The organism is Polaromonas sp. P4_F9, from assembly GCF_056401235.1.
On the sequence record NZ_JBFUJT010000040.1, the window covers coordinates 17,482 to 42,285 of the forward strand.

Here is a 24,804-nt window from a genome sequence, read left to right on the forward strand (position 1 = left end):
CAATGAAGGGATGCTCAAGCTGTCGGTAAAATCATCGCGATAGTTCCTGCCCGGCGATCCGGGGCCGAGATCAGTAGCTAGTGCAGTCGGCCGCGGATCGCCTTGAGCACGCTTGCTTGAGTGATCCAGCCGACAGGCTGCCCCTTCTCCAGAACCAAGATACCCTCCGGATCAGCCGCCAAGCGATCCAAAATATCGCTGAGTGGTGTATCAGAATTGGCAATGGACGCATTGCCTCGCACAGGCACGTTGGTCGAGAGCGGTTCCATGACGGCATCCGCGCGAAGCAGCTGCAGCCGGCTCACCCCGCGGACAAAATCGCTAACGTATTCATTGGCGGGCCTGTTGATGATTTCAAGCGGCGTACCGATCTGAGCAATCACGCCATCTTTCATGATGGCCACACGGTCGCCCACTTTGATCGCTTCATCCAGGTCATGAGTGATGAAGAGGACCGTTTTTCCCATCTTCCTCGCAAGTTCGACAAACTGGTCTTGCAGCTGACGCCTGATCAACGGATCGAGCGCGCTAAAGGGCTCGTCCATTAATAGAATTGCCGGATCGATGGCGAGCGCCCGCGCGAACCCAACGCGTTGCTGCATGCCTCCTGACAGCTGGTCTGGATAATGGTCGCCCCAGCCCGACAAATTCACCGCTGCCAAGGCCTCCTCAGCTCGCACATGTCGATCCTTCCTGGGCACCCCGTTGATTTCCAGGACGAACGTGATGTTCTCCCTGACCGTGAAGTGCGGCCACAGTGCCATGTTCTGGAAGACCATGCCGATCTTGGTTGACCGAAGCTGTCGCAACTTGGCGTGGTCCAAGCCGGTGATTCGCGTGCCATCGACATAAACGTCGCCGCCAGTCGGCGCGATCAGTCCATTCACGTGCCGCAAAAGTGTCGACTTTCCGCTACCGGACAAACCCATGATGCAGAAGATCTCGCCAGGATAGACGGTGAAGCTCGCGTCCGCTACGGCAACAGTGCAGTTGTAGTCGCGACCGACAGCGTTCTTGTCTGACCCTTGCTCTTGCATTGCGCGGAAAGCACCCTCTGCATTAGAGCCATAGATCTTCCAAACTCCCCGGCACTCAATCACCGCAGAATCGCGCGACCCGACCTGTGCCGCGGCTGAGTTGGTTTTGGACATTGGTTGAAGCATTGTGGAGCCTTGAAGAATCTTCGGATGTTCAGCTGCGCTGTGCAAGCTTCGCTTCACGAATCCAGTCGTCGAACTTGCTCTGGTTGGCGGAAATCCATTTCTGAGCGTGCCGCCGAACATCGGCCTCCGTGCTCTCACCCTTTTGCATCAACTGGTTCTGAGCGCTGATGTCAGCCGTCGGGATGAAAGTCTGCTCGAAGAACTTCTTGGCAACCGGGTTTTCGGTGACGAACTTGCGATTCGCAGCTATGCGCTGCTCGTAGAGCGGGAACCCCGAATCGCGTCCATCTGGAAGCGCTGTGTTCTTGTTTCCATTCTCCGGATCCGGGAAAGGCACGCTCAGCCAGACTACGTCTCTGCCAGGCACCAGGACGGCATTTACCCACGTCGGGACCCAGGTGTAGTACAGCACCGGCTGTCCATTCTTGAACCTCGCCATGACATCCGCCATGAGTGCGGTGTAATTCCCATGGTTCGCCCTTACCGTGTTTTCCAGGCCGTACAGCGCCAGGTGTCGGTGAATGACTTTCGCAGCCCCCCAACCCGGATCGCCAGCGACCAGGTCGGCCTTCCCGTCCGCCCCATTCGTATTGAACAGCTTTGCGATCTTCGGATCCTGCAGTTGCTTTACATTGTTGATCCCATAGCGGTCCGCAGTCTTCTTGTCGATGCAATAGCCGAAAGTACAGCCGGTGACCAGGCGACCAATTCGCGCAAGAACCGCGTCGCCGCCGCTCTTCTCGTAGTACTCGTCGTGCAGCGGGGTCCAACTCTGTGCGCAGTAGCTCGCCTCGCCTTGCGCCAACGCCAGATAGAACAAGGCAGGGTCCGCGGAGATGTACGGCTTGACGGCATAGCCGAGCGCAGATAGGCCAAGCCCAACCACAACGTCCTGGAACCGGGCAGTTGGCGTGCTCAAGCCAATTGGCTGGACCGAGACGCCCGCGCCAGGCAGTCCCGCTGACCACCCCGAAGAGGTGTAGGCGGCTGCGGCAACACCCGCGATGCTCTGGGCGATGAACGAACGGCGAAGAAGCGATTTGGGATTCATAATGACCTCCAGGGAAGTGGAACGGTGGATAAAAAAGGCGGTGAAAGTCACTTCACGCAGAACTGCGCTTACTTCCCGACCAGCCTCACATCGACGGGAAAGATACCGCTTTCGTTCGCGATGATCGGGTTGATGTCGAGTTCTGAAAGACTTTCCATCCTCATGATTGCGACGGACACGGACGAGATAAAGTCGGCAAGGGATCGCTTATCGACTTTCGGATAACTCCTGAAACCGTCGAGGATCTTCGAAACACGCGTTTCGTTAATCATGTCCAAAGCTTCTGCGGGAGAAAACGGGGCTGCGCGGAATGTCACGTCCTTGACCGCCTCGACCAGCACGCCCCCGGAGCCGAACAAGACCACCGGGCCGAAGACCGGATCGTTGACGGCAACCACGAACAACGCCACGCCGCCACGCGGCATCAGCGTGATGGTGTTTGATAACGATTTCGTTCATGGACAGTTGTGTTAATGCTACTGCTTGCAGTTTCGTCCACAGACTATTCGTGAGTCCAACACCTTTTTGAGATAGATTGATCCCTAATGGGCAATAATCCCATGCAGGAAATTGGCGCAGCACTTCTCCATCAGAGCCCGTTAGCAGGAATGCGCGCAACACGCATTCGCCGCGCAGTGGCCAGAACAGAGCCGGCCCACCAGGCAAGGGGTCGGCATTGAACTGGCGCAGGCCTCGACATTGGCATCGGTCCCCGCGCCAGACGCTAGACGCTCGATGATGCCGTTCTCCGCGACACTGGCGGGTATCGCTGGAAAGCAGACTTCCAGCTATAGAAAATAGCGCACCTCATCGGCGATCGCCGAGCGATGCTCCGTCGAGCCCCAGTTTCTTGGCTAGACGCGTCAGCGTGCACGCATCGTTTTCAAGAAGTCACCCAGCTCGCATGTCGCAATTAGTGCCCATCTGCGATCAATCTACGCTTAAAGAACGTTGGACGTCAACGCTATAGCACGAGATGATTGTCCGCTCATGAGAACGAACCACACCCGCGTATCGGGACGCGAGAATTTCAATGCATTCGGGAAAGAATATTGGAAAAGGAGAACAGTATGAGGCAACCTCGTCAAGGAACGCAAGATTCGATCTTCATGTTAGCTCTGAAGGGAGCTGCTGCGATGCCCTGCAAGGTCGGGCCTGTGGAATCGACGTACGTGACGATGCGCGACGGCGTGAAACTCGCTTTGGATGTCTCCCGACCGACAGACAATTGTCCCACCGGGAAGCTGGACACTATTTTGATCATGACCCGCTACTGGCGCGGTGTTAAAGGGCAGCCATCCAACCCGCTTGCCGACCAATTCGTGCCGCACGGTTATGCCGTTGTCGTTGGAGATGTTCGAGGCACCGGAGCATCTTTCGGAGTGTGGCCTCATCATCGCGCGCGCGATGAAACGTTGGATTTTGGCGAAGTGCTTGACTGGATCGTTGCGCAGCCTTGGTCAACCGGTCGGGTCGTGGGCTACGGCTTTTCTTACACTGCCATTACTGCCGACTGGATGGCGGAGCGAAACCATCATGCACTCAAGGGGATCATTCCACGATTTCCAGACTATGATCCTTATGAAGATGACTACTTCCCCGGAGGAGTTCCAAATGCCTTCATAGGGAAAACCTGGGGCAATCGGGTCAAAGATCTCGACCGCAATCTTTGGATTCTTGAGGACGGTGAAAGATTGCCAGGCGTGCGCCCCGTCGGCTCGGGCGGTGAGACTGAGCTTGCCGCGGCTCTGCGCGACCACGAGAATGTTCCGTCGGTCTGGGAGGGATTCCAAAATGTGACGTTTAAGGATGATTGTCCCCCGTCTTGGGGGGGGGCTTCAATGCTTGACTGGAGCATTCAGGAGGTAGCAGCTACAGTCGATATCTCTGCTACACCAACCCAAACTTGGGCGGGCTGGTTTGATGGAGGAACGGCGCAAGCGGCTATCCGTCGTTTCCTAGTACAGTCATATCCAATGAATGTAATCATAGGGCCGTGGAATCATGGCGGCACCATTCCTTACGACCCTCTTGGCGCTCCTGGTGAGACTATTCTTCCAACGACGCCGACGCAGCTGTCAAACGACATCCGGTTTGCAGACGCATGCTTCAGTGGCGAGGCAGGCCAGATTCGTGGGAAAACTATCCATTACTACACCCTCGGGGAAGGCGCTTGGAAATCTACATCCTCATGGCCGCCCCGCGCAACTCGCAGTCGCTGGCACATGGTAAGCGGCTCTCGCCTAAGTGCGTGGCCAGGCGAGGAGGGCTTCGACTCGATCCAGGTCGACTCCGCCTTTGGGGACGTCACATCAAGTAGGTGGGCGACATGCATCGATGGGGCCAAGGTGGATTATGGAGATCGGCGAGCGTTCCAAGCGGGTCGCATTGCATACACAAGCGAGCCGTTGACGAGCGACATGGAGATTACAGGGCACCCTGTCGTCTACCTAAGCGTTACGTCGACACGAGAAGACGGTGCCTTTTTTGTCTATCTCGAAGCGGTACGACCCGACGGAGTGTCGGTTTATCTAACGGAAGGGCAACTTCGCGCTTTGCATAGGAAGGTCTGGAAAGAATCACCGTTCAGCGCCATTGGCCCCCAACATAGCTACTTGAGCTGCGACGCTGAACCGCTTATCCCTCACCAGGCTGCTGTTCTGACTTTCGCCTTGCACCCAATATCTGCCCGTATCCCGTCGGGTTATCGCTTGAGGGTTTGTCTCGCCGGCAGCGACAGGACCACATTTGCTACCATCCCTAGTGATGGTGATCCGCCGTTGCTCAAATTCCTTAGGGGACCGATTGGTTGTTTCATCGATCTACCGCTGATTCAGCCCTGAGCAGAAGTTTGAAAGTGGTGAGGTCGCAGCGCATGGGCCAAGTCCTTTTGAAACAGAAAAAGGATTAAGGTGGTCAATTTGGGCTTTGATACTTCACCCACTCCTGGCATTTGGGCAATGGGCCGCATTTGTGGGTCAGCCTTGAGCTGCAAGGTCACGCGCTTCTCTGTGGCCTGCATATCCTGCTCTAATGCCTTGATGCGCTCGTCATGCTCTCGCAGACCGCTGGACGCGTTGGTCGGCATGGTGCGCATCTTCATCTAATGCGCGGAAACATCCCAGCCGTGGTCCAGGACACCGCATCACGGTATATGAGCGTAACGCACAACCACTAATGGTCACGGGTAGATTGCATTCACACACTGCACAGTGCCTGCACCGAATGTTTGGCTGCAGCCTCGGAGCGATGGGCTAATACCTCGTCCAGCCAATCCACACGCATTTCCGGAACGGCGGTGATGAGCTTGAGTGTGTAGGGGTGTTCGGGGTTGTCGAAGATGTTGTCGGTCGCATCAAACGCCACAAACTTGCCCTGCAGCATCACCGCGGTGCGGTGCGCAATGCGGTGCACCACGTCCAGATCGTGGGTGATCAGGATGTAGGACAGGCCCAGTTCCCGCTGCAGCTTGCGCAACAGGGTGAGAATTTCTTCGGCTACCAAGGGGTCCAGCGCCGAGGTAGGCTCGTCCAGAATAATCATGTCGGGCCGGGCCGCCAGCGCGCGGGCAATGCAGACACGCTGCTTTTGGCCGCCAGAGAGCTGGCCGGGCCGGCGCGTCAGGAACTCCTGTGGCAGCTCCACCAGGTTCATCAGTTCGCGGGCACGCTCTTCCATCTCTTTGCGGCCCACGCCGAAATAGAACTGCACCGGCCGACCAATGATTTCCATCAGGCTTTGGCGCGGGTTGATGGCCACGTCCGGAATCTGGTACACCAGTTGGATGCGCTGCTTGATCTCCTTGCTGCGCTCTTTCAGACTGCGCGGCAAGGCCTTGCCCTGAAAAATGATTTCGCCACTCTTTGGGGGAAGCAAACCGGTGACGATGCGTGCCAGGGTGGATTTGCCCGAGCCGGACTCTCCCACCACGGCGACGGTCTCGCCACGCTTGACATCCAGCGACACGCCCTTGACCACATGGAATGCACCGTAATACGCGTGGCAGTCTTTGATGGACAGCACCGTCTCGTCGGCCTTGACGGTACCCTGGGCAGCGCGCTCGCTGGCCGCCGCACCACGCACAGCGACCAGACGCGCGGTGTAGTCCTGGCGGGCGGAGTGCAGAATTTGCGAGGTCAGGCCTTCTTCGACTTCCTTGCCATGGCGCAGTACCTTGATGCGGTCTGCTACCTGGGCCACCACCGCCAGATCGTGGGTGATGTAGATGGCCGCCGTCTCGTACTGGTGAATCAGCGACTTGAGCAGAATCAGCACTTCGATCTGTGTGGTCACATCCAGCGCAGTGGTGGGCTCATCGAGGATGAGCACATCGGGGCGGCAGGACATGGCCATGGCTGCCATGGCGCGCTGCAGCTGGCCGCCGGAGGCCTGGTGCGGATAGCGTGCGCCAAAGTTCTCGGGGTCAGGCAAGTCGAGTGACTTGAAGAGTTGTCGCGCCCAGGCTTCTGCCTCGGTGCGTGACATCAGTTTGTGGATTGTGGGTGCTTCGCAGACCTGATCCATGAGCGTGTGTGCCGGGTTGAATGCAGCGGTGGCACTTTGTGCAATGTAGGCAATGCGCTTGCCGCGCATACCGCGCCGACCGTCGGCATCCAGTGCGCGGATGTTGGTACCGCCCAGCAAGATTTCGCCTCCAGCGATATGTACCCCGGCGCGGGCGTAGCACATGCTGGACAGGCCAATGGTGGACTTGCCTGCACCACTCTCGCCAATCAGGCCCAGCACCTCGCCTTTGTTGACCTTTACGTCCACGTTGTCGACGATGACGTTGCCCGCAATGCTCTCCAGTCGCAGTCCCTTGATTTCCAGAATCAGTTGATCACTCATGACCGGGTGTTCCTTAGAGTTCGGCTTGCGCGCCGGAGGGACGTGCGTCGATGGACAGCACCCAGTCCACCACCAGGTTCACCGACACGGTGAGCAGGGCAATGGCCGTGGCCGGGTAAATGGGGGCCATCATGCCGAAATTGATGGCGGCAGCGTTTTCACGCACCATGCCACCGAGATCGGCGTAGGGCGGCTGGATACCCAGGCCCAGGAAGGACAGGCCAGCGATGAACAGAAAATTGAAGCAAAAGCGCAGACCGAATTCGGAGATCAGCGGCGCCCAGGCGTTGGGCAGAATCTCGCGGCGGATGATCCACCACAGGCCCTCGCCGCGCAACCGCGCCGCTTCCACATATTCCATCACCGTCAGGTTCATACCCAGAGCACGCGCCAAACGGAATACCCGGGTGGAGTCCAGCACCGCGATGGTCAATATCAGTACCGGAATGCTGGAGCCAAACACGCCGAGAATAATCAACGCAAAAATCAGCCCGGGGATGGACAACATCACGTCCACCAGACGGCTGAAAAAGATATCAATCCAACCGCCCATAACGGCGCTGACAAATCCCAGCACGATGCCAATCAGAAAGGACAGCAGCGTAATCGCCAGTGCCACACCAATGGTCATGCGCGCGCCGTACATGATGCGGGTGAGCATGTCTCGGCCGATCTGGTCCGCGCCCAGCAACATCTTCATGGACGGCTCGTCCCAGGTTCCGCCGAAATTGACCGACTCACCATAGGGCGCGAGCCAGGGAGTAAATAGGGAGATGAAGATAAAGATAACAACCACCGTCAGACCGAACCAGGCTGACAAAGTGGGTTTGTGTCCAAAAACTTTCATGGGTGGCGTCCTTCTTTTTATCGCTTGTGGCGCAAACGGGGGTTGACCAGAATGACCAGCACATCGGCCAGGGTGTTGAGCGTGACGAACACCATGGCAAATACCAGGCCGCAGGCCTGAATCACCGGCACGTCCCGCTTGGATACCGCATCCACCATCAGTTGCCCCAGACCCGGATACACAAACACGGCCTCAATCACCACCACGCCGACCACCAGATAGGCCAGGTTCAATGCCACCACGGTAATGATGGGCGCAGCCGCATTGGGCAGGGCATGGCGCACGAGGACGCGGCGGCGTTTGGCGCCTTTGAGGAAGGCCATTTCAATGTAGGGCGTAGACATGACCGACAGCACCGAACTGCGTGTCATGCGCAGCATATGGGCGGCCACCAGCAGGGTGAGTGTGATGGCGGGCAGGGTAGTCTGGTAGACCCGTTCGGAAAACGGCATGCCCTTGAACACGGTGGACAGCGAGGGGAACCAGTCCACATTGACCGCCAGAAAAATAATCAGCAAGTAGGCAATAAAGAACTCAGGAAGCGAAATGGCTGTGAGCGTGATGATGTTGGCCAGTTTGTCGGACAGTTTGCCTTCGTTGATGGCAGAAAAGATGCCAAGTCCCACGGCCACGGGGATTGCAATCAGGGCTGCGTAGCCCGCCAGAAACAAGGTGTTGCCCAGCCGGGGCATGACCTCATCCACGATCACGCGCTTGTTGGTCAGGGCCACGCCCAAGTCGCCGTGCAGGGCGCCGGTGAGCCAGTTGTAATAGCGCAGATAGGCCGGCACATCCAGTCCCAGTTCCTTGCGAAAGACCACCAAAGCCTCTGGCGTGGCGGCCTGGCCCAGCACAGCGGAGGCGACGTCACCCGGCAGGATCTCTGTGCACACAAAAATCAATATGGAAACTGCGAATAGAGTGAGTACTCCCAGCAAGAGCCGATTGAGTATCAATTTTGCCATGACATCTTTTCGTATAAATGGAAAACCAACGCACTGAGTAAACGGGCCCCAAGAGCAAATGTCTGCGCTTCAGCGCCTGAAAAGCTTTAAAAATGCGAGAGGGACCCAAGGCCCGCCCGCATTTTTGCACTTCAGTGGTCTTGATCTATCAGGCGCAATCTCCAAACGCGAACGCCGCTAGTGACAGCCTGGGTATAAGGTACGTGGATAGCCAACTCCAGACTGATTAAGCAAACCAGCCCTTTTCAGCAATCCGGTTATCAGCCAGATCTTTGCGAGCGGAACTTGTCAGACCTTGCAGCTTGGTGGTGCAAGCGTCCAGGTTGTCCAGAACGGCAAAGCACACCATGCCGGAGTTCTGCGCAATCAGGGCCTGGCAACGCGCATACATGTCTGCGCGTTTCTTCTGATCCATTTCGACGCGTGCTGCAACCATCAGCTTGCTGAATTCCTCGTTCTGAAAATGACTGTCATTCCAGGGGTTCTTTAAGCCACCGAAGAATGTGCTTGTGAGCTGGTCATCGATGGTCGGGCGATTGGTCCAATGCACGGCGCAAAACGGCACCTTGAGCCAGATGTTTTCCCAGTAGCCGTCGCCGGAGACGCGCTTGAGGTCGAGGTTGATGCCAGCCTGGGCCAGGGACGCCTGGTAAATCAGGCCGCAGTCGGTGGCGCCCGAGAACGCGCCTTCGGAGAGCTGCAGTTCGATGGGAGCAGTGACACCGGACTTCTTGTAATAGAACTTGGCCTTGTCGGGATCGTAGGGAATCTGCTTCTGCTTGGTGTCGTAGTACTTCATCTTGGTGCCGACTGTGTGGTCGTTACCCATGGAGGCGTAACCCGAGCAGACGTTGTCCACGATCTTCTTGCGATCGATACCGTACTTGAGTGCCAACATCAGATCATTGTTGCTGAAAGGATCCTTGTCGGTTTTGGCCACAAAAGCAAGGCGATGGCCCATACCCGGTGTGCGCGAGATGCGGAGCTTGGGGTTCTTGGCCAGCAGTGCAGCGGTCCTGGGGTCCACGCGGTTGATTACGTCAACTTGTCCGGTTGCCAACGCCTGCGTACGGGCAGCAGCGTCGCCTATGTAGCGCAATTCCACACGGTCGAAGTTTCCGCGGTTGGGCTTCCAGTAGTTGCCGGGTTTGCGTTTGGCAACAAAGCGAACACCGGGTTGAAACTCTTCCATGGTGAAAGCGCCGGTGCCGTCGGGTTTGCTCCAGTCGGTGAAACCGTTGGGAATCACGACCACATGGTAGTCGCTCAGAATGAACGGCAAGTCCACGTTGCCTCTGCTCATCAAAATCTGAACTTGATTTGCGTTAATCTTCTTGATGTCGGTGATATCAGCCAGCAGGGCTTTGGCTGGGGATTTGGTTTCACCACGGTGCAGGTTGATGGAGTAGATTACATCGTCCGCATCTAAGGTCTTGCCGGACGTGAAGGTGATGCCCTTGCGGATGTTGAAGATCCAATCGGTAGCGCCGGGTTTGGCTTCCCAGTTCTCAAACAATTCGCCAACAGCGTCACCATTGTCGGCCACTTCCACCAGACAGTTCCACAGCATAAGGCTAATGCAGGTGGGAATGGTGTCTGAGTAGGTGCGGGGATCCAGGCTGTCAGAGGGAGTTCCACCTTCCACACCCATGCGCAGTGTTCCGCCTTTCTTGGGGGCTTCATCAGCCATTGCTGGCATGGAGCTGAAGGCTGCCGATAGGCCTACTGCGGATGCGCCGAGGATGAGTTGACGGCGATCCAGGATAAGTCCAGAGTCCGTCTTATTATCGATAGTTGTCATGTTTGAATATCTCCAATCAATTCAATTCAAGGATGGACTGAACACTTGCAACTTATTGCTACAGTGTGTCATTAATTTTTAAATTACAGAATTCCGCGCGCTACCTTCCAAAGCCACCATTTTTCCGCCCACTGGGTTGCTTTTCAGCCTTTTCGGGCCATTTCCTCGGTTTTCGTATGCTCATCCCTGCGCCTCCATCAGTTTGTCGACCACCATTCAAAGAGAAAGAGTCCGTCAAAGTCCCTTCACGTAGAACTCTGCTTACTTCCCGACCAGCCTCACATCGACGGGATAGATGCCGCTTTCGTTCGCGATGATCGGGTTGATGTCGAGTTCTGAAAGATTTTCCATCTTCATGATTGCGACGGACACGGACGAGATAAAGTCGGCGAGGGATCGCTTGTCGACTTTCGGATAGCTCCTGAAACCGTCGAGGATCTTCGAAACACGCGTCTCGTTGATCATGTCCAAAGCTTCTGCGGGAGAAAACGGTGCTGCCCGAAATGTCACGTCCTTGACCGCTTCGACCAGCACGCCCCCGGAGCCGAACAAGACCACCGGGCCGAAGACCGGATCGTTGATGGCACCCACGAACAACTCTACGCCGCCATTCACCATCGGCGTGACGATGTAACCGAAAGTCGTTACCGGAGGGGCGTGGCATGCCATAGCCGTCGCGATGGCATCCGCGGCGGCGGGCGCCGCCTCTCGCGTCACACCGAGACGCACGCCGCCGACATCGGATTTGTGCACGACCACGGCCGAGTCCAGTTTCACCGCACAGGGAGTGCCAAAGTTGGAGACAGCCGCTGCTACGGACGCAGCATCGCTTGCAACCGACCATTCACCAGTATCGACCCCCAGTGTCTGCAACATCTCACGGGCTGTCGTCTCTGCCGATAGCCCGCTGGGAACTGCAACGCGGCGCACCGCCGGTGCCAGCCTTTCGTCATGGCGACCTTGCCTAGAAAGCCAACTCGCCCTTTCAAACAGCGCCCTGGAGCCGGCAATGGCCCAATCCAACGAGGGGAAAACCTGTATGCCGCCATTGCGCAAGATCTCGTCACTCTTAAGCATGCGATTGGCGTAGCAGTTGTGCAAGACCACAGGGAGGCCGGTGGCCTTCTGCAAAGCCACAATCCGCTCGGCGGCCAAATTCTCAGCTTCCATGAGAGACGCATTGAACCTGATATGGTAGGCCCCGAACATCCCGATTGTCAGAACGAGCCCTACCTGTGGATCTGACGCCAGAATCTCGATGCATGCCGGGAAAACATCGGGATGCGCATCTATGGCGCTATAAACATCAATCGGATTTCCGACAGTCGCCTCCTCGCCGAGCACTTTTCTCAATTTTGTCTTGGTGTCCTCCGAAAGGGATGCAAGCGGCACCCCTGCACGCGATAGCGCATCAACGGAAAGCGTTGCATGTCCGCCGCCGTCGGTCAGAACCGCAACGCCGGTTTGTGCTTTGGGAAGAGGAGTGGTTGCGAGAAGGGCAGCAATCGGCAGCAGTTCATCCGAGCGATCGACCAGGATGACGCCCATTTGGGGCAACACCCTCGAAGCGATCTCGTCGGCGCCGGCGATCGACCCTGTATGGGAAAGCGCCGCCTTCCCGCCTTCGATGGATCGTACGCCGCGGAGCATCACAATCGGGCAACTTTGTCCGGCTCGTGCGGCCGCGTCGAGAAAGCGCCGACCGTCACGAAAGCCCTCGTTGTAGATCGCGATCGAACCAGTGCTTTTGCGCCGACCGAGCTCTTCGATCAGTTCGTCATATCCGACATCAGCCTGGTTACCGAGTCCCGCGATGACATCGAAACCCGGGCCATTGATCGAGCGGCTGTCCTCGAGGAGCGTCAGAATCATGCCGCCACTTTGCGTTAGAACACTAATCGGCCCCTTTGGGGGCAGTTCTGGCAGGCCAATGAGGTCCGCCTGCACAGTGCAATTCAGCATTCCCGATGTGTTCGGCCCAATAATCCGGACACCACTTTCCGCCAAGGCATCACGCAATCGCTTTTCCGTGGCGGATCCCTTGTCTCCCCACTCGCCAAATCCATGCGCCACAACCACCGCGCCCGCGATGCCCTTTTTGCCGCACTGAATAAGGATATCCGGCACTTCTTCCGCTGGCCGAACGATCACCGCGATGTCCACACCTTCCGGAAGGGCACCGATGTCACTAACGACCGGCAAACCGAGGATCGTCCCTCCCCTCGGGTTGACCGGCAGGATCGGATAGCCATAGCCGGCCTTTTGAAGAGCCTTGATAATTTGATAACCGCGCTTGTCGGGATTCGCGGATGCGCCGATGATCGCGACGGAATGCGGCTCGACTATACGGCTCACGGCTGTCCTACCACTCATCCGCTGGGTGCGGCTGGGGATCGTATGAAACGCTTGGTCTTCGTGCTTGGTAACGATTTCGTTCATGGATAATTCTCTTTAAATGCTGATGCTCGCAGTTTCGTCAGCAAACTATTGCGTGTCCAACACCTTTTTGAGATAGATTGATCGCGAATGGGCAATAATCTCATGCAGGAAATTGGCGCAGCACTTGTCCATCAGAGCCCGTCAGCAGGAATGCGCGCAACACGCACTCGCCGTGCGATGGCCAGAAGCGAGCCGGCCCCACCACGCAATGTGTCGGCGGAGCTGGCCCAGAAAGCCCTCGGCGTTGGCATCCGTCTCCCGCGCCAGGCGCGCGAAGATGCTGACCTCTGCGAGACTGGCCGGCATCACGGAAAGCAGACGACCGGCCTGCCGACGGTAGAAATAGCGCCCCTCATCGCCGATCGCCAAGCGGAAGAAGTTCCGAAACTCGTTGCGTCCCGCAAAGCCGAGCTTCTGGCGTCACCCAGTTCGGAGGTCGTGCGGACAGCGCGCGCTCCGCCGCATCAAATGACGCAGTCACCGCCGATCTCGAGAACAGCGGTGGACGCGTGTTCTCGTTGTCCGGATCGTCAGGAGCGCGTGATTTGATCGCAGGAGGGATGCGCACTGTCCTACAGCAACGGCATCGGATCGCGATCATCCGCTCGAAAGCCGGCGATTCTCTCACCACCGCGCTCTCGCCACGCGCGAGCGGCGGCGACGATCTGCCGTTGAAACGCGGTTGCCGGACGGGGTCGGGGTGGCGTGTCATTGCGGCCACCCGAGTGGCGAGCAGTGCGCGAGTAGATTCCACGCTGATCAGTGCGCCAGCTCAGATGGAGGCGACGCGCCCGAACCGGCAATCGTGGTCGGCATCCTCGATGCTGGAAAAGTCGAGCACCGCGCGGCGTCAGCACCATGCGCAGCACGCGAGCCCTAGTCTGGTGAAACCTGATGTTTTTGACGGTCTGCACCAGGCCGGCTGCGTCGCGGCGAAGGTGTTGCCCCAAAAGCGAACCCGCATAGACGAAGGCGGTGAACGCCCTGCCCCCCCTTCCAGCGGATCGTAGCGAGCGCACAATGCTCCCATACAACAGTCACCATCCTCATGCGACCAAGAACGGGAACCTCGCCCGAACCGTCGTACAGCCGTTCGGCGCCATCGCCAGTGGTGTCCGCAGCAGTTCCGGTCGTTCTTCGCTGCAAACGCGAAAGCGCTGGCCCTTGTGTTTTATCTTGCGCACGTGAAATAGGTGCGGGCCAGCACAGCCCACACACACGCCCGGCTTGCCAAACAAGATTTCAACGGGACACGCTTTCCTGCTCGACCAGACCACAAGCCATTAAGGGGCGTTGCTGCCGCGAGAGGAGATTAGCACCTGACCAGCAAACCTGCGGCGCTTCTAAACGCCCGCTGCGTAGTGAGCGCGGGGACTTGAGCACATGACGCGCAGCTAGAAAGAGCCGTCTGGCCCGGACGCTCAAACAGGAGAACTAGCGCCGACACTGTTACGCAAATGTTGGTTCGGATGATCATTCACCCATCTTGCTCCGTTAGGAATTCGGAATCCATGCATGGCTCCCTGACGTAGCATTTCCATGAGAATTCCGGCGGCTGGAGGAATCGGTGTCTTTGGATCGTAGACAAGACAGAGCTCGCGTTCGACGACAGGCCCCACCAACCTTTTTTGGGTAAATTCACCAAACTGCATCATCGGCAGCACAAGGCTAGGCACCACGGATATGCCTAGATCGGCGGATACGAGACCCGCAACCGTACCGATGTCCCGAGCTTCCGTGATGGTCCCGAGTTGGACCTCGGCAATTTGCAAAGCGCGATCCACGCAAGTGCGAATGCTGCTCAAGGGAGCAAATGCGACGAAGTCCTCGCCAGCCATGTCTTTCCAGGACACCGTTTCCATTCCGGAAAACCTGTGAGATCTCGAGCAAATGCATGTCAGCCTATCCGCCGCGATCTGTTCGTAGATCAGCCGTCCTTTCGCTTTTGAGAAAGAAGTGATCCCAAAATCGACATGCCCATCCAAAACATAACGAACAACCTCGTCCGCGTAACCATCCCTGACCGCCAGCCTAACGTTGGGCCTGGCTTTGCAGAATTCCGAAAAGACCATAGGCAGCATGATGGACGCAACCGACGAAAGCGCAGCTAGGCTTACGATCCCGTCTAGCCCTCTTTGGTAAAGCTGGAACCGTGACAGCGCGCTGTCGAATTCCTCGAGAACACGGCGCACATTTATCAATAGCTGTTCGCCGGATGCCGTAAGCACGACCCTCCTTGTAGTGCGCTCGAAGAGACGGGTTTCCAGTTCTTCCTCCATCTCCATGATCGTTCGGCTTAAGGCTGATTGCACGATGTTCAGGTGTTGGGCCGCAGCGGTATAGCCACCCCGCTCCGCGACCGCAACAAGCGCCCGAAAATGCCTGATAGTGAGATTAGTGCCCATTCGCGATCAGTCTATCTCAAAAAGGTGTTGGACGTGCAATAGTTCGTGGACGAAACTGCGAGAACCAGCGTTTAAACACAACTATCCATGAACGAAATCATTACCAAACACGAAAACCAAACGTTTCACATTATCTTCAACCGCCCCGAACGGATGAATGCGGTTAACGAAGCTCTGTATCAACAGACGTTGGATGCGCTGAACTTCGCTGACAACGACCCGAATATCCGGTGCGTGATCCTGTCCGGAAACGGCCGGGCTTTCTGTGCCGGTGCTGATATGAAGGCGCACAAATCCGGTGAACGGACCCGGGATGAGCGCGAGGCCTATATTCTGCTTGGGCAGAGAGTTTGCGAGCGTATTCAGATGATGAGGAAGCCCGTTATTGCCGAGGTGCACGGCTATGCCGTAGGCGGCGGAGCGGAAATCGCGACTTCTGCTGATTTTCTTATCATCGCCGAGGATGCCCAACTCGGATTTCCCGAAGTTGCCATTGGGACTTATGTGGGGGGCGGTGTGACGTTCCGACTTCCCAGACTTATCGGCTTAAGAAATGCGGTAAGTCTTTTGATGCTGGGCAACAGGATCACCGGCGCGAAATGCCGGGAGATAGGCCTGGCAACCGAGGCTCCGCCAGCGGGTCAGTTGAAGGAGTGCACGGCCGCGTTGGTGGAGCGGATCGTCAAAAACGCACCGTTACCAATGGCGCGACTCAAGGCAGCGATAAATTCCACACAAAGCTCCGAAACCGCTTTCCAGACTGAGACCGAAGGCGTGCTAGCGATGATGGAAACCAAAGATTGGGCAGAGGGCGTCGCCGCCTTCGCAGAACGCCGCTCCCCACGCTTTGAAGGAAGATAGAAACCCAATGATGAGCGCGTCGGAGGAAACCCGAATGGGCGAATTTGTGCGAATCTTCGAGATGGGGCCCCGCGACGGACTGCAAAACGAAAAGCGCCTCGTGCCGGTCCACGATAAGATTCGATTCGTCGAACTGCTGTCGGACTGCGGGTTCCAAAAAATCGAGGCTACCTCCTTCGTGTCGCCCAGATGGGTGCCGCAGATGGCCGATGCGGCCGAGGTCATGGCCGGCATCCGCCGTGCGCCCAGCGTCGTCTACGCGGTGCTGATCCCCAACCTGAGAGGCTACGAGGCGGCGCGGGCGGCGAAGGCTGACGAGGTCGCCCTGTTCGCGTCGGCATCCGAAACCTTTAGCCGAAGGAACATCAACTGCTCAATTGCCGAGAGCCTCGAGCGTTTCCGCCCCGTGCTCGCCGCGGCTGCCGTCGACAGCATTCCGGTGCGAGGCTATGTCTCCTGCGTCACCGACTGCCCTTACCAAGGGCCGATACCACCAGCTGCCGCCGTGAGGGTTGCAGCCGAACTCCTTGCGATGGGCTGCTATGAGATTTCGCTTGGCGATACGATCGGCCAGGGGACGCCCGCAACCATCGCGGCCATGCTCGATGCCGTCTTGGAAGAGGTACCGGCCGGGAGGCTTGCCGGACATTACCATGACACGGGGGGCCGCGCCCTCGATAACATCCTGGTAAGCTTGGAGAAGGGCCTGCGCACCTTCGACGCCGCGGTCGGTGGCCTTGGCGGCTGCCCTTTCGCCCCTGGTGCGAAGGGCAATGTCGACACCCTCGCCGTCGCCGCAATGCTAGCCGATCGGGGCTATGAGACGGGCCTCGATATGCAGCGACTGAAGAACGCTGCCCGCTTCGCGGGCGGCCTGACAGAGGAGCGGCCATGACCTTCCACACCATCCGCGTCACGACCGACGAGATCGGCGTCGCTACGTTGACCCTCCGCCGCCCCGACAAGCACAACGCCATGTCCGGACAGATGATCACCGAACTCACGAGCGCCGCGGAACTGCTCGCCAATGACGACAAGGTGCGAGCGGTGGTGCTGACGGGCGAGGGCGACAGCTTCTGTGCCGGCGCCGATCTCGCCTGGATGCGGGCGCAGGCCTCCGCCGGCCGTGAGGAGCGAATCACCGAGGCCAGGAAGCTGGCGCTGGCTCTTCGCGCGCTCAACGAACTGCCCAAGCCGCTGATCGGCCGCATCAACGGCCAAGCATTCGGTGGCGGTCTCGGCCTGGTGAGCGTCTGCGACGTCGCGGTCGCCGTCGACACCGCGAGGTTTGGCTTCACCGAGGTCCGGCTCGGCCTCATCCCTGCGACGATCTCTCCCTATGTGCTGGCTCGGATGGGAGAGGGCCGCGCGCGGCGGGTCTTCATGTCAGCCAGGATATTTGACGCCAATGAAGCCCGCGAACTCGGACTGGTTTCCCGCGCCGTGCCGCCGCAGGACCTGGACGCGGCGGTCGAGGCCGAAGTCCGGCCCTATCGCTCGGCCTCGCCGCAGGCCGTGGCCGCCGCCAAGGCGCTCGCGCGCCGACTTGGGCCGGCAATCGACGACGCGGTCATCGATGAGACGGTCGCTCTGCTGGCCGATGCTTGGGAAGCGACCGACGCCGCCGAAGGAATCGCGGCCTTCTTCGATCGCCGCAGGCCGCGTTGGCAGGCGTGAGGATCACGGGCAAGCGTCTCTAGTGGATAAATTTCGAGCGTGCTGTGGAAAACACAAAAGGCAGGTTGTCAAGTTGCGACATCTCCGCTACTTCATCGTTTTGCCCGAGGAGCTTCAGTTCGCTCGTGCCGCCAAGCGATTGCAAACGGAAGAGTCGCCATTGTCCCGCGCGATCCGCGAAATGGAACGGCTACTCGGCGTACCCTGTTCGAACGAAACACACGCAGCACAAGAATCACGCGCGCGGGTAAGGTCCTGTTCGACTACGCAAGGCGTGCGATCGCGTTGGTGGAGCAAGGTGGAGCGAGCGCCAGATCCGCCGCCTTGGGCCATAGCAACCATTTGCGCTTCGGCGTGTCGGATTGCACCGCGTACTGCCGGTTGACTGAAACTCTCGCAGGCTACCAGACAGCAAACCCGAATATCTCGGTGCAGCTCCACGAAATTCCACTGCATCAACAAATCAGTTGGATGCGCGACGATCTTCTTGATGCGTCGATCTCCGTTGATGGCAGCCATCGTGACGGAATCCATGCGCAGGTCGTTGCGCGCGATGCCATTTGCGCGGTCATTCCCATCGCTCACCCGCTGGTGCATGTAGAGGTCGTAGCGCCTGTCGAGTTGGTTCTCCACCCATTGATTTTGTTCATTGCCGAATCGGACTTGGGCGCAGGCTCCCCGATCAAGAACTTCGTTGACACCCTCGGCCGGTCGCATATCGCGTTTCGCGCGAATTCGCTCGGCACCATGCTGACGCTCGTCGCGCTTGGGCACGGTATTGGCTTGGTCGGCTCCGCCCAGATTGCGGGCCTCAGGCGCAGCGATGTGGCGCTGCGTCCGATTGGCGGTACCCCGCCGCTCACCACGTACGTGCTGCACTCCACTCCAATGGCGGCGTATCGGAGCCACTGGAGGCCATTATTGAGCTGGCCCGGGAGCTGTGCTCGATCGGCGATTCGGCGGCCGCCCCTTCCTGAAGGCGCGATCTCGTGCGATGAACACCTCCAGCATGTACGGAATCAACGCAGTCGCATCGATCCTTTCGCCCCAGCGCGCCGAGTGCAACTCGGCATAGCGGTCCAAATCCATCTTCAGCTTTTCAGGGATGGCGATGGTAAGCTTGACCATCGCGGTCTTTGGAAGTGGTCCATATGCCGCATGCCGCATGCGGCATATGGGCCGGAACGCCGCGCCGAAACGGCCGAAGTTGCGTGTCGGCTTCCTGTTGATGCCGCGATTCACCTTGACTGCGTTTGCCGACTTCGTCGACGCGCTGCGTCTGGCTGCCGGCGAAGGTGACAGGAGCAACCATTTCCATCCAATCTTGCGCATTCCATTGATGGCGGACAGCGATTCCACGTTCATCGCGGACGGCATGCATTCCGAGCGATGGTGGACACCCTGCGCTGGTGTCCTGCGTGACGGTGGCAATCGTATCCCAACTGTCCGCGATGGCGCTGGACTGAAGCGATTGATTGTGGTTAAACGGCGTTGGCGAGTTTCTCATGGACTCCCCTTTGAGGGCCATCTTGTGTGAGCCGTGCACGATGTGGTCCAGGATGGCATCGGCCAGCGTGGGTTCATCCAGTCACGCGTGCCATGCCGTCACCGGTAACTGGCTGGTGATAAGCGTGGAGCGACTACCCACCCGGTCATCCAACAACTCCAGCAAATCATTGCGCTCATGCGCGGCAATGGGTGCGATGGCGAAGTCGTCAAGTATCAACAGGTCCAACCGGCTTGCATGATGTCACCCCCAATTGCGCGGCTTACGCTGCAAGTTCGCTCCGCATGGAATGAAAACCGATGACAAGCACCTGGATCAGCACGAATCCCAGCGCGGCCGTCGAGGCCTGCGCCGGATCCGGCTTCACACTCCAGCCACCCAACTGGGCCGCATCCGCGTCGTGGGTCGGCGAGCAAAAGCCGAATAGTCACGGCATACCGAGCAATTGGCCCCGGTGGTACTACCCTTCATGCTGGCGCGCGATCTCCATCCTTGCCAGAATGCGGCGGGCCTGAACCTCGTGGGGCCTGTCGATCATCATCCCATCTAGCGTTACCACCCCTCCGGAAATCGTTTTCGCCAGGGCATCTAGTACTCTTTCCGCCCAAGCAATTTCTGCCGATGTTGGCTCGAACGCCTCGTTGATGATGCTGCAGTGAGATGGGTGAATGGCGGCCTTGGCACCAAAGCCGTCGATTCGAGCGTCGATGGCTTCGGCCTTAAGTCCTTCCAGATCGCGAACATCCACGTAGACAGCGTCGATCGCGACGACTTGAGCAGCCGCAGCGGCCATCAGGCATTGATCACGCGCCAATCGAAATGGGCTTCGATACTGACCTTTGTGACGGTTTGTGGATGCACCTACAGCGCCTGCGAGATCCTCTGCTCCCCAAAGGAGGCCCCACACGCGTGGGCCGCACCCCACGTAGCTGTGCAGATGCATCATTGCCTCCGGCGTCTCAGTCACGATGGGGATGATCGAAGTCGAGCCTTCCAATGAGAAACTCGCCTCGAAGGCATCCAGCCAATAGCCTAACTTTTCGACGTCTCTCCCGCTGCGGCTTTTGGGCAGGACGATGCCGTCCGGCTGTCCTGGCATCGTGACTCGAAGGTCCTCCAGCGCCATGCCGGTATCAAGAGCGTTGATCCGGACATACACCGTCTTTCCATTGCGAGGTCTAGCTAGGAATTCCATGGCCATTGATCGCGCAATCGCCTTCCTGTCCAGTGCAACTGCATCTTCTAAGTCAAGAATGAGGGCGTCGGCGTCAGTAGAAAGCGCCTTTTCGAGCTTGCGCTGGCTGTCCGCAGGAACAAAGAGAAATGAGCGAAGCATGGAGATGCCGAGATCAGTTGCCGACGAACCGCGGCGTGCGTTTCTCCTGAAACGCCCTTGCACCTTCCGAGGCGTCCTGCGTGCTCATGAGAAATCGATTAAACATCTGCTCCATCCGCAGACCTGTGGCCAGGTCCACGTCACGGCTTCTCAGCGCAAGCTCCTTCGACGCCTGCGCCGCCAATGGCGCATTGCATGCGATCCGATGGGCGTACTCCATCGCCTTGGGCATCAGTTCGTCGGCGGAGACGACCTTGTTGATGATGCCCCAGTTCTTCGCGGTTACCGCATCGATGGGGTCACCGGTCAGCAGCATCTCCATGGCCAGCGGGTAAGGCAAGTTCATCAAGGTGCGCTGTGTTCCACCGTTGCCAGCGATAATTCCTCGTTTGATCTCCGGCAATCCAAATTGCGCGTGAGAAGCCGCAAGCCGGATATCAGTTGCAAACAGCAGCGTCATGCCGCCGCCGAGGCACCATCCGTTGACTGCCGCGATGATCGGCTTCCATACCTCGAGGCCACGGTTGAGCAACTGGTCAGTTTGCGTTAACCACATCTCACGCGCTTCAGGGGGATTGGGGATGAATTCCTTTAGATCGGCGCCTGCGCAGAAAGATTTATCTCCCGCGCCCGTGACGATCGCTGCCCGGATATTCGAGTCATCCCTCACCTCGATCCAGGCAGCGGAAAGGCCACGATAGTGTTCCTGGTTCAGCGCATTAGACCGTTCCGGGCGATTGATGGTGATGGTGGCGACACCATCTTCGACGCTCAGATCGACGCTCATCTAGACATCTCCCACTGAAATGTTGTTCGGGGCAAGGGGCGCGATTTGCTGGGAATAGGCGTTTACGTGCCGCTCCATTCGCCGGCGCGCAGCGGCAGCGTCCTGTGCATGGATGGCATCCATGACGCGGCGGTGCGCTTTGGCCACCGCGATCCGCGACTCAGGTGAATTGAACTCGTCGATGTCGGTCGCAGCGTGGATTGCGTCCGCTACGGCCAACATGAAACCGATTAGCAAGTCGTTGTGACTGGCCAGCATAACGGCCAAGTGCCACCTCGAATTGGCTTTAAGGTAGCGGTCTACATGGTCGAGTGAGGTCTCGAGCTCAGCGCAAGCACGCTCCATGTCCTCAAGATCCTCCTCCGTGCGGTGCGTCGCGGCGAGACCCGCCCCAGCCGGCTCAAGTGCTTCCCGAGTCTCAACAATGGATTGAAAGGGCAGCTTGCGGCCTCGAATCAGAAGCTGGATTGGCCGCGTCATGATCGCGGGACCCGGCCTTTGAACGGTCGCTCCGCCGTTGCGCCCTGACTTCGTAAAGATAAGGTCGTCCGCCTCGAGCAAGCTCAGCGCCTCGCGCACCGAGGCGCGACTGATGCCGGTCTTCTCAACCAGCTCTCGCTCCGAAGGAAGCGGGTCGCCTTCGCGCAATTCGCCATCCAAGATCTTCTCCCTGAGCAGCTCTGCCAGGACACCTGATTTCTTGGGCATCCGGATGAGGGAAAGATCAAGAGCCGATCTGTCGTTGTTCATAGCAATCCATCCTGGGCACAGCCCTGTTTGGCGCTCAACTAGGCGCCTTGGATTGGATGATACCACGCAAATGGTCTGACAATTTATATTGACTGATGTTAAACAATGTCATATAGTTCGCTTAAATCAGACCAACACAATAGGAGACAAGCGGTGAAGTCGAAACAAACGCTGGCGAACGACATTGATCTCACGTCCGAGCGAGGCACCGTCGAGGTTCGCGGGGTGAGCAAGCGCTATGGGCAAACTGAGGCCGTCCGCCCGACGTCCCTCACCGTTCAGTCAGGGCAATTTGCGACGCTGTTGGGACCTAGCGGTTCAGGCAAGACTACTTTGCTCAAGATGATCGCCGGCTTCGAACAGCCTTCAAGCGGTGCGATCTTGATCGGACACCAGGACGTCACGTCCGTCGCACCGCAAAAGCGAAACGTCGGATTCGTTTTCCAGCAGTACGCGTTGTTCCCGCATCTGACCGTCGCGGGGAATCTGGCCTATCCGCTTGAAATGCGCGGGATGGCGCGGCGCGACATCAACCATGCCGTGGGCCAAGCGCTCGAAATGGTGCGCCTGTCGCAACTCGCGAACAGGCGCCCGTCGGACCTTTCCGGGGGGCAGCAGCAACGGGTGGCGCTAGCTCGCGCGGTTATCTTTCGCCCTCCCGTGTTGTTGATGGACGAGTCGCTGGCCGCTCTAGACAAGCGCTTGCGCGAAGAAATGCAGATCGAGGTTAGGAATCTCCAGCGTGAACTAAAGATCACCACGATCGCCGTTACCCACGACCAGACCGAAGCCCTCGTGATGTCTGATGTGATCTTCGTGATCAACGACGGTGCAGTGCAGCAGGTAGGAAAGCCCGCGGATCTCTATTACAGGCCCGAAAACGAGTTCGTTGCTGGGTTCTTAGGCGAGTCCAACGTCCTTCATGGCCATATCGAATTTGGCGTTGGCGAACCGGAGCTGGTGCTTCCTTCGGGAATGCGACTGCCTGTCGCGGCTCCAGCCGCTGCGATCGGTGCATCGGCCGTCTGCATGATACGACCGGAGGCGATCAATCTCTCTCCGATCCCCACGGATAAGCCGCCCAAGCTTCGCGGCCGCGTCGTTCAACGCATCTTCTGCGGTGACACGTTTCGCGTGACGCTCCGAATGTCCGATGGGACGCTGCTTCTGTCGAAGCCGATCGGTGGCAATTCCCGCTGGCTACCCGACGCCGGAGAAGAAGCTCAAGTCTCCTGGCATCCCTCCGAGCTCACGCTCATCTCCCACCCGACGAAAGGAATCCCGTCATGACTACCGAGAGCCGCAAGTCCACACGCCGCCATTTCGTGGCCACTCTTACCGGCGCTGCCGCCGCATTAGCGCTGCCCGCGATGCCCGCTCGAGCTCAGAAAGGCAAAGAGCTCGTTTTTGCGGGTTTCGGTGGCGCATATCAGGAGGGACAGACCAAAGCCTTCTTCGAACCTTTCGAAAAGCAAACAGGCATCCGCATCGTCGGGACCACGGGGGTCGAACTTGCGCGCCTGAAAGCGCAAGTCGCTTCGCGCAACGTCGAATGGGATCTTATTTCGCTGCCTGACCGGCTGCGTTACACCGCGCAGGCCGACGGGCTCCTGGAGAAGTTGGATTACAGCCGCTTCTCCGTTGCAGACCTCCTACCAGAGACCGTCAGCGACTATTGCTGCGGCAGTGTCACCTTCGCTGCCCAACTGACCTACAACAGTGAGGTGTTCAGTGGACAAGCGGCCCCGGTTACCTGGGCCGACATGTGGAACACCGACAAGTTCAAAGGCCGTCGGGGCATGCTGTCGACCGTGACTTACCTGATGGAGTTCGCGTTGCTCGCCGACGGCGTGCCAAAAAACAAGCTCTATCCACTGGACATCGATCGCGCTTTCAAGAGCCTGGAGAAATTCAAGCGCTCTGCTATCTGGTGGACACAGTTCCCGCAGGTCGAGCAGATGCTGCTCTCGCGCGAGATTGTGATGACGCCATGGACCCGGGGTGTTTCCTTGCAACTCGCTGGCCGTCCCATCCGCGTTTCGTACGAGGGCGCTGCGATCTCGTACGAAGGCTGGGTGATTCCCAAGGGCTCGCAGAATTACGACGCGGCGATGCGATTCATCGACTTCGCAACACGCCCCGAGCGGCAGGCGGAACTGACGAAGTACATCGCATATGGTCCGACAAATCGAAAAGCATTACCCCTGATCAGCCCTTCCGTTGCCGAGTTGCTTCCTTCTCAGCCCAAGAACTTCAACGCCGGCTTTCTCTTCAGCGGCGACTGGTGGGGCCCCAACTTGGCGCGCGTCACGGAGCGATTCAACGAATGGCGGCTGAGCTGATATTTTCATCAACTATTACCGCCTG

21 protein-coding genes and 2 pseudogenes are annotated in these 24,804 nt (G+C 58.3%); 8 read left to right on the forward strand and 15 right to left on the reverse strand.

The features are described from left to right. Positions 1-77: 77 nt before the first annotated feature. From AC1DUB_RS24735 to AC1DUB_RS24745, 3 genes are all read right to left on the reverse strand, one after another. A complete protein-coding gene (locus AC1DUB_RS24735; RefSeq protein ID WP_477731799.1) occupies positions 78-1,151 on the reverse strand; it encodes a quaternary amine ABC transporter ATP-binding protein in 1,074 nt (357 codons plus the stop codon). A gap of 40 nt (positions 1,152-1,191) precedes the next feature. Beyond that, the gene (proX, locus tag AC1DUB_RS24740) at positions 1,192-2,214 is read right to left on the reverse strand and encodes a glycine betaine/L-proline ABC transporter substrate-binding protein ProX (protein WP_477731800.1); all 1,023 of its coding nucleotides are present in this window, start codon (positions 2,212-2,214) and stop codon (positions 1,192-1,194) included. Positions 2,215-2,282: 68 nt separating this feature from the next. Further along, entirely contained in the window at positions 2,283-2,612 is a 330-nt protein-coding gene (locus tag AC1DUB_RS24745; protein WP_477731801.1) for an acetate--CoA ligase family protein, read from the reverse strand. A 672-nt stretch (positions 2,613-3,284) separates the two neighbouring features. Here AC1DUB_RS24745 and AC1DUB_RS24750 point away from each other — a divergent pair. After that, the gene (locus tag AC1DUB_RS24750) at positions 3,285-5,057 is read left to right on the forward strand and encodes a CocE/NonD family hydrolase (protein WP_477731802.1); all 1,773 of its coding nucleotides are present in this window, start codon (positions 3,285-3,287) and stop codon (positions 5,055-5,057) included. On the opposite strand, the gene AC1DUB_RS24755 is transcribed toward AC1DUB_RS24750, so the two are convergent. The 7 genes from AC1DUB_RS24755 to AC1DUB_RS24785 form a co-directional block, all read right to left on the reverse strand. Beyond that, positions 5,048-5,317, reverse strand: a complete 270-nt coding sequence (locus AC1DUB_RS24755) for a hypothetical protein (protein ID WP_477731803.1) — start codon at positions 5,315-5,317, stop codon at positions 5,048-5,050. The genes AC1DUB_RS24750 and AC1DUB_RS24755 overlap by 10 nt on opposite strands. 95 nt (positions 5,318-5,412) lie before the next feature. Next, the gene (locus tag AC1DUB_RS24760) at positions 5,413-7,062 is read right to left on the reverse strand and encodes an ABC transporter ATP-binding protein (RefSeq protein WP_477731804.1); all 1,650 of its coding nucleotides are present in this window, start codon (positions 7,060-7,062) and stop codon (positions 5,413-5,415) included. A 13-nt stretch (positions 7,063-7,075) separates the two neighbouring features. Continuing rightward, positions 7,076-7,909 (reverse strand): ABC transporter permease, encoded by an 834-nt coding sequence (locus tag AC1DUB_RS24765; protein ID WP_477731805.1) that lies wholly within the window; start codon positions 7,907-7,909, stop codon positions 7,076-7,078. A 17-nt stretch (positions 7,910-7,926) separates the two neighbouring features. Then, the gene (locus AC1DUB_RS24770; RefSeq protein ID WP_477731806.1) at positions 7,927-8,874 is read right to left on the reverse strand and encodes an ABC transporter permease; all 948 of its coding nucleotides are present in this window, start codon (positions 8,872-8,874) and stop codon (positions 7,927-7,929) included. 226 nt (positions 8,875-9,100) lie between these two features. Further along, entirely contained in the window at positions 9,101-10,675 is a 1,575-nt protein-coding gene (locus AC1DUB_RS24775) for an ABC transporter substrate-binding protein (RefSeq protein ID WP_477731807.1), read from the reverse strand. Positions 10,676-10,936: 261 nt separating this feature from the next. Next, positions 10,937-13,114, reverse strand: a complete 2,178-nt coding sequence (locus tag AC1DUB_RS24780; protein ID WP_477731808.1) for an acetate--CoA ligase family protein — start codon at positions 13,112-13,114, stop codon at positions 10,937-10,939. Positions 13,115-14,535: 1,421 nt separating this feature from the next. After that, positions 14,536-15,519 (reverse strand): LysR family transcriptional regulator, encoded by a 984-nt coding sequence (locus tag AC1DUB_RS24785; protein ID WP_477731809.1) that lies wholly within the window; start codon positions 15,517-15,519, stop codon positions 14,536-14,538. Positions 15,520-15,606: 87 nt separating this feature from the next. Here AC1DUB_RS24785 and AC1DUB_RS24790 point away from each other — a divergent pair, with 87 nt between their 5' ends. From AC1DUB_RS24790 to AC1DUB_RS24810, 5 genes and pseudogenes are all read left to right on the forward strand, one after another. Continuing rightward, positions 15,607-16,380 carry an enoyl-CoA hydratase/isomerase family protein gene (locus AC1DUB_RS24790; protein WP_477731810.1) on the forward strand — a complete coding sequence of 258 codons (774 nt, stop codon included), beginning with the start codon at positions 15,607-15,609 and terminating at the stop codon, positions 16,378-16,380. 34 nt (positions 16,381-16,414) lie between these two features. After that, entirely contained in the window at positions 16,415-17,275 is an 861-nt protein-coding gene (locus AC1DUB_RS24795; protein WP_477731811.1) for a hydroxymethylglutaryl-CoA lyase, read from the forward strand. Further along, positions 17,272-18,057, forward strand: coding sequence for a crotonase/enoyl-CoA hydratase family protein (locus tag AC1DUB_RS24800; protein ID WP_477731812.1), 786 nt, complete (start codon positions 17,272-17,274; stop codon positions 18,055-18,057). Before AC1DUB_RS24795 ends, AC1DUB_RS24800 begins: the two co-directional genes overlap by 4 nt. Then, the gene (locus AC1DUB_RS24805) at positions 17,981-18,442 is read left to right on the forward strand and encodes a LysR family transcriptional regulator (RefSeq protein WP_477731813.1); all 462 of its coding nucleotides are present in this window, start codon (positions 17,981-17,983) and stop codon (positions 18,440-18,442) included. Before AC1DUB_RS24800 ends, AC1DUB_RS24805 begins: the two co-directional genes overlap by 77 nt. Beyond that, a pseudogene (locus tag AC1DUB_RS24810) lies at positions 18,412-18,879 on the forward strand (LysR family transcriptional regulator substrate-binding protein); the annotation flags it as partial. The gene AC1DUB_RS24805 and the pseudogene AC1DUB_RS24810, both read left to right, overlap by 31 nt. 96 nt (positions 18,880-18,975) lie before the next feature. On the opposite strand, the gene AC1DUB_RS24815 reads toward AC1DUB_RS24810, so the two are convergent. The 5 genes and pseudogenes from AC1DUB_RS24815 to AC1DUB_RS24835 all read right to left on the reverse strand — a co-directional run bounded on the left by AC1DUB_RS24815 (position 18,976) and on the right by AC1DUB_RS24835 (position 22,437). Then, positions 18,976-19,224: a DUF2274 domain-containing protein gene (locus AC1DUB_RS24815; RefSeq protein ID WP_477731823.1), complete on the reverse strand. Its 249-nt coding sequence runs from the start codon at positions 19,222-19,224 to the stop codon at positions 18,976-18,978. Between the two features lie 334 nt (positions 19,225-19,558). Beyond that, a pseudogene (locus tag AC1DUB_RS24820) lies at positions 19,559-19,798 on the reverse strand (ATP-binding protein); the annotation flags it as partial. Between the two features lie 226 nt (positions 19,799-20,024). Then, on the reverse strand, positions 20,025-20,900 hold the full coding sequence (locus tag AC1DUB_RS24825) for an HpcH/HpaI aldolase/citrate lyase family protein (protein ID WP_477731814.1): 876 nt from the start codon (positions 20,898-20,900) through the stop codon (positions 20,025-20,027). Positions 20,901-20,913: 13 nt separating this feature from the next. Further along, positions 20,914-21,687, reverse strand: a complete 774-nt coding sequence (locus tag AC1DUB_RS24830; RefSeq protein WP_477731815.1) for an enoyl-CoA hydratase/isomerase family protein — start codon at positions 21,685-21,687, stop codon at positions 20,914-20,916. Beyond that, entirely contained in the window at positions 21,688-22,437 is a 750-nt protein-coding gene (locus AC1DUB_RS24835) for a FadR/GntR family transcriptional regulator (RefSeq protein ID WP_477731816.1), read from the reverse strand. A 153-nt stretch (positions 22,438-22,590) separates the two neighbouring features. Here AC1DUB_RS24835 and AC1DUB_RS24840 point away from each other — a divergent pair, with 153 nt between their 5' ends. Beyond that, positions 22,591-23,727 (forward strand): ABC transporter ATP-binding protein, encoded by a 1,137-nt coding sequence (locus AC1DUB_RS24840; RefSeq protein WP_477731817.1) that lies wholly within the window; start codon positions 22,591-22,593, stop codon positions 23,725-23,727. Beyond that, positions 23,724-24,779, forward strand: coding sequence for an ABC transporter substrate-binding protein (locus AC1DUB_RS24845; RefSeq protein WP_477731818.1), 1,056 nt, complete (start codon positions 23,724-23,726; stop codon positions 24,777-24,779). The genes AC1DUB_RS24840 and AC1DUB_RS24845 overlap by 4 nt, the downstream gene beginning before the upstream one ends. Positions 24,780-24,804: the final 25 nt, after the last annotated feature.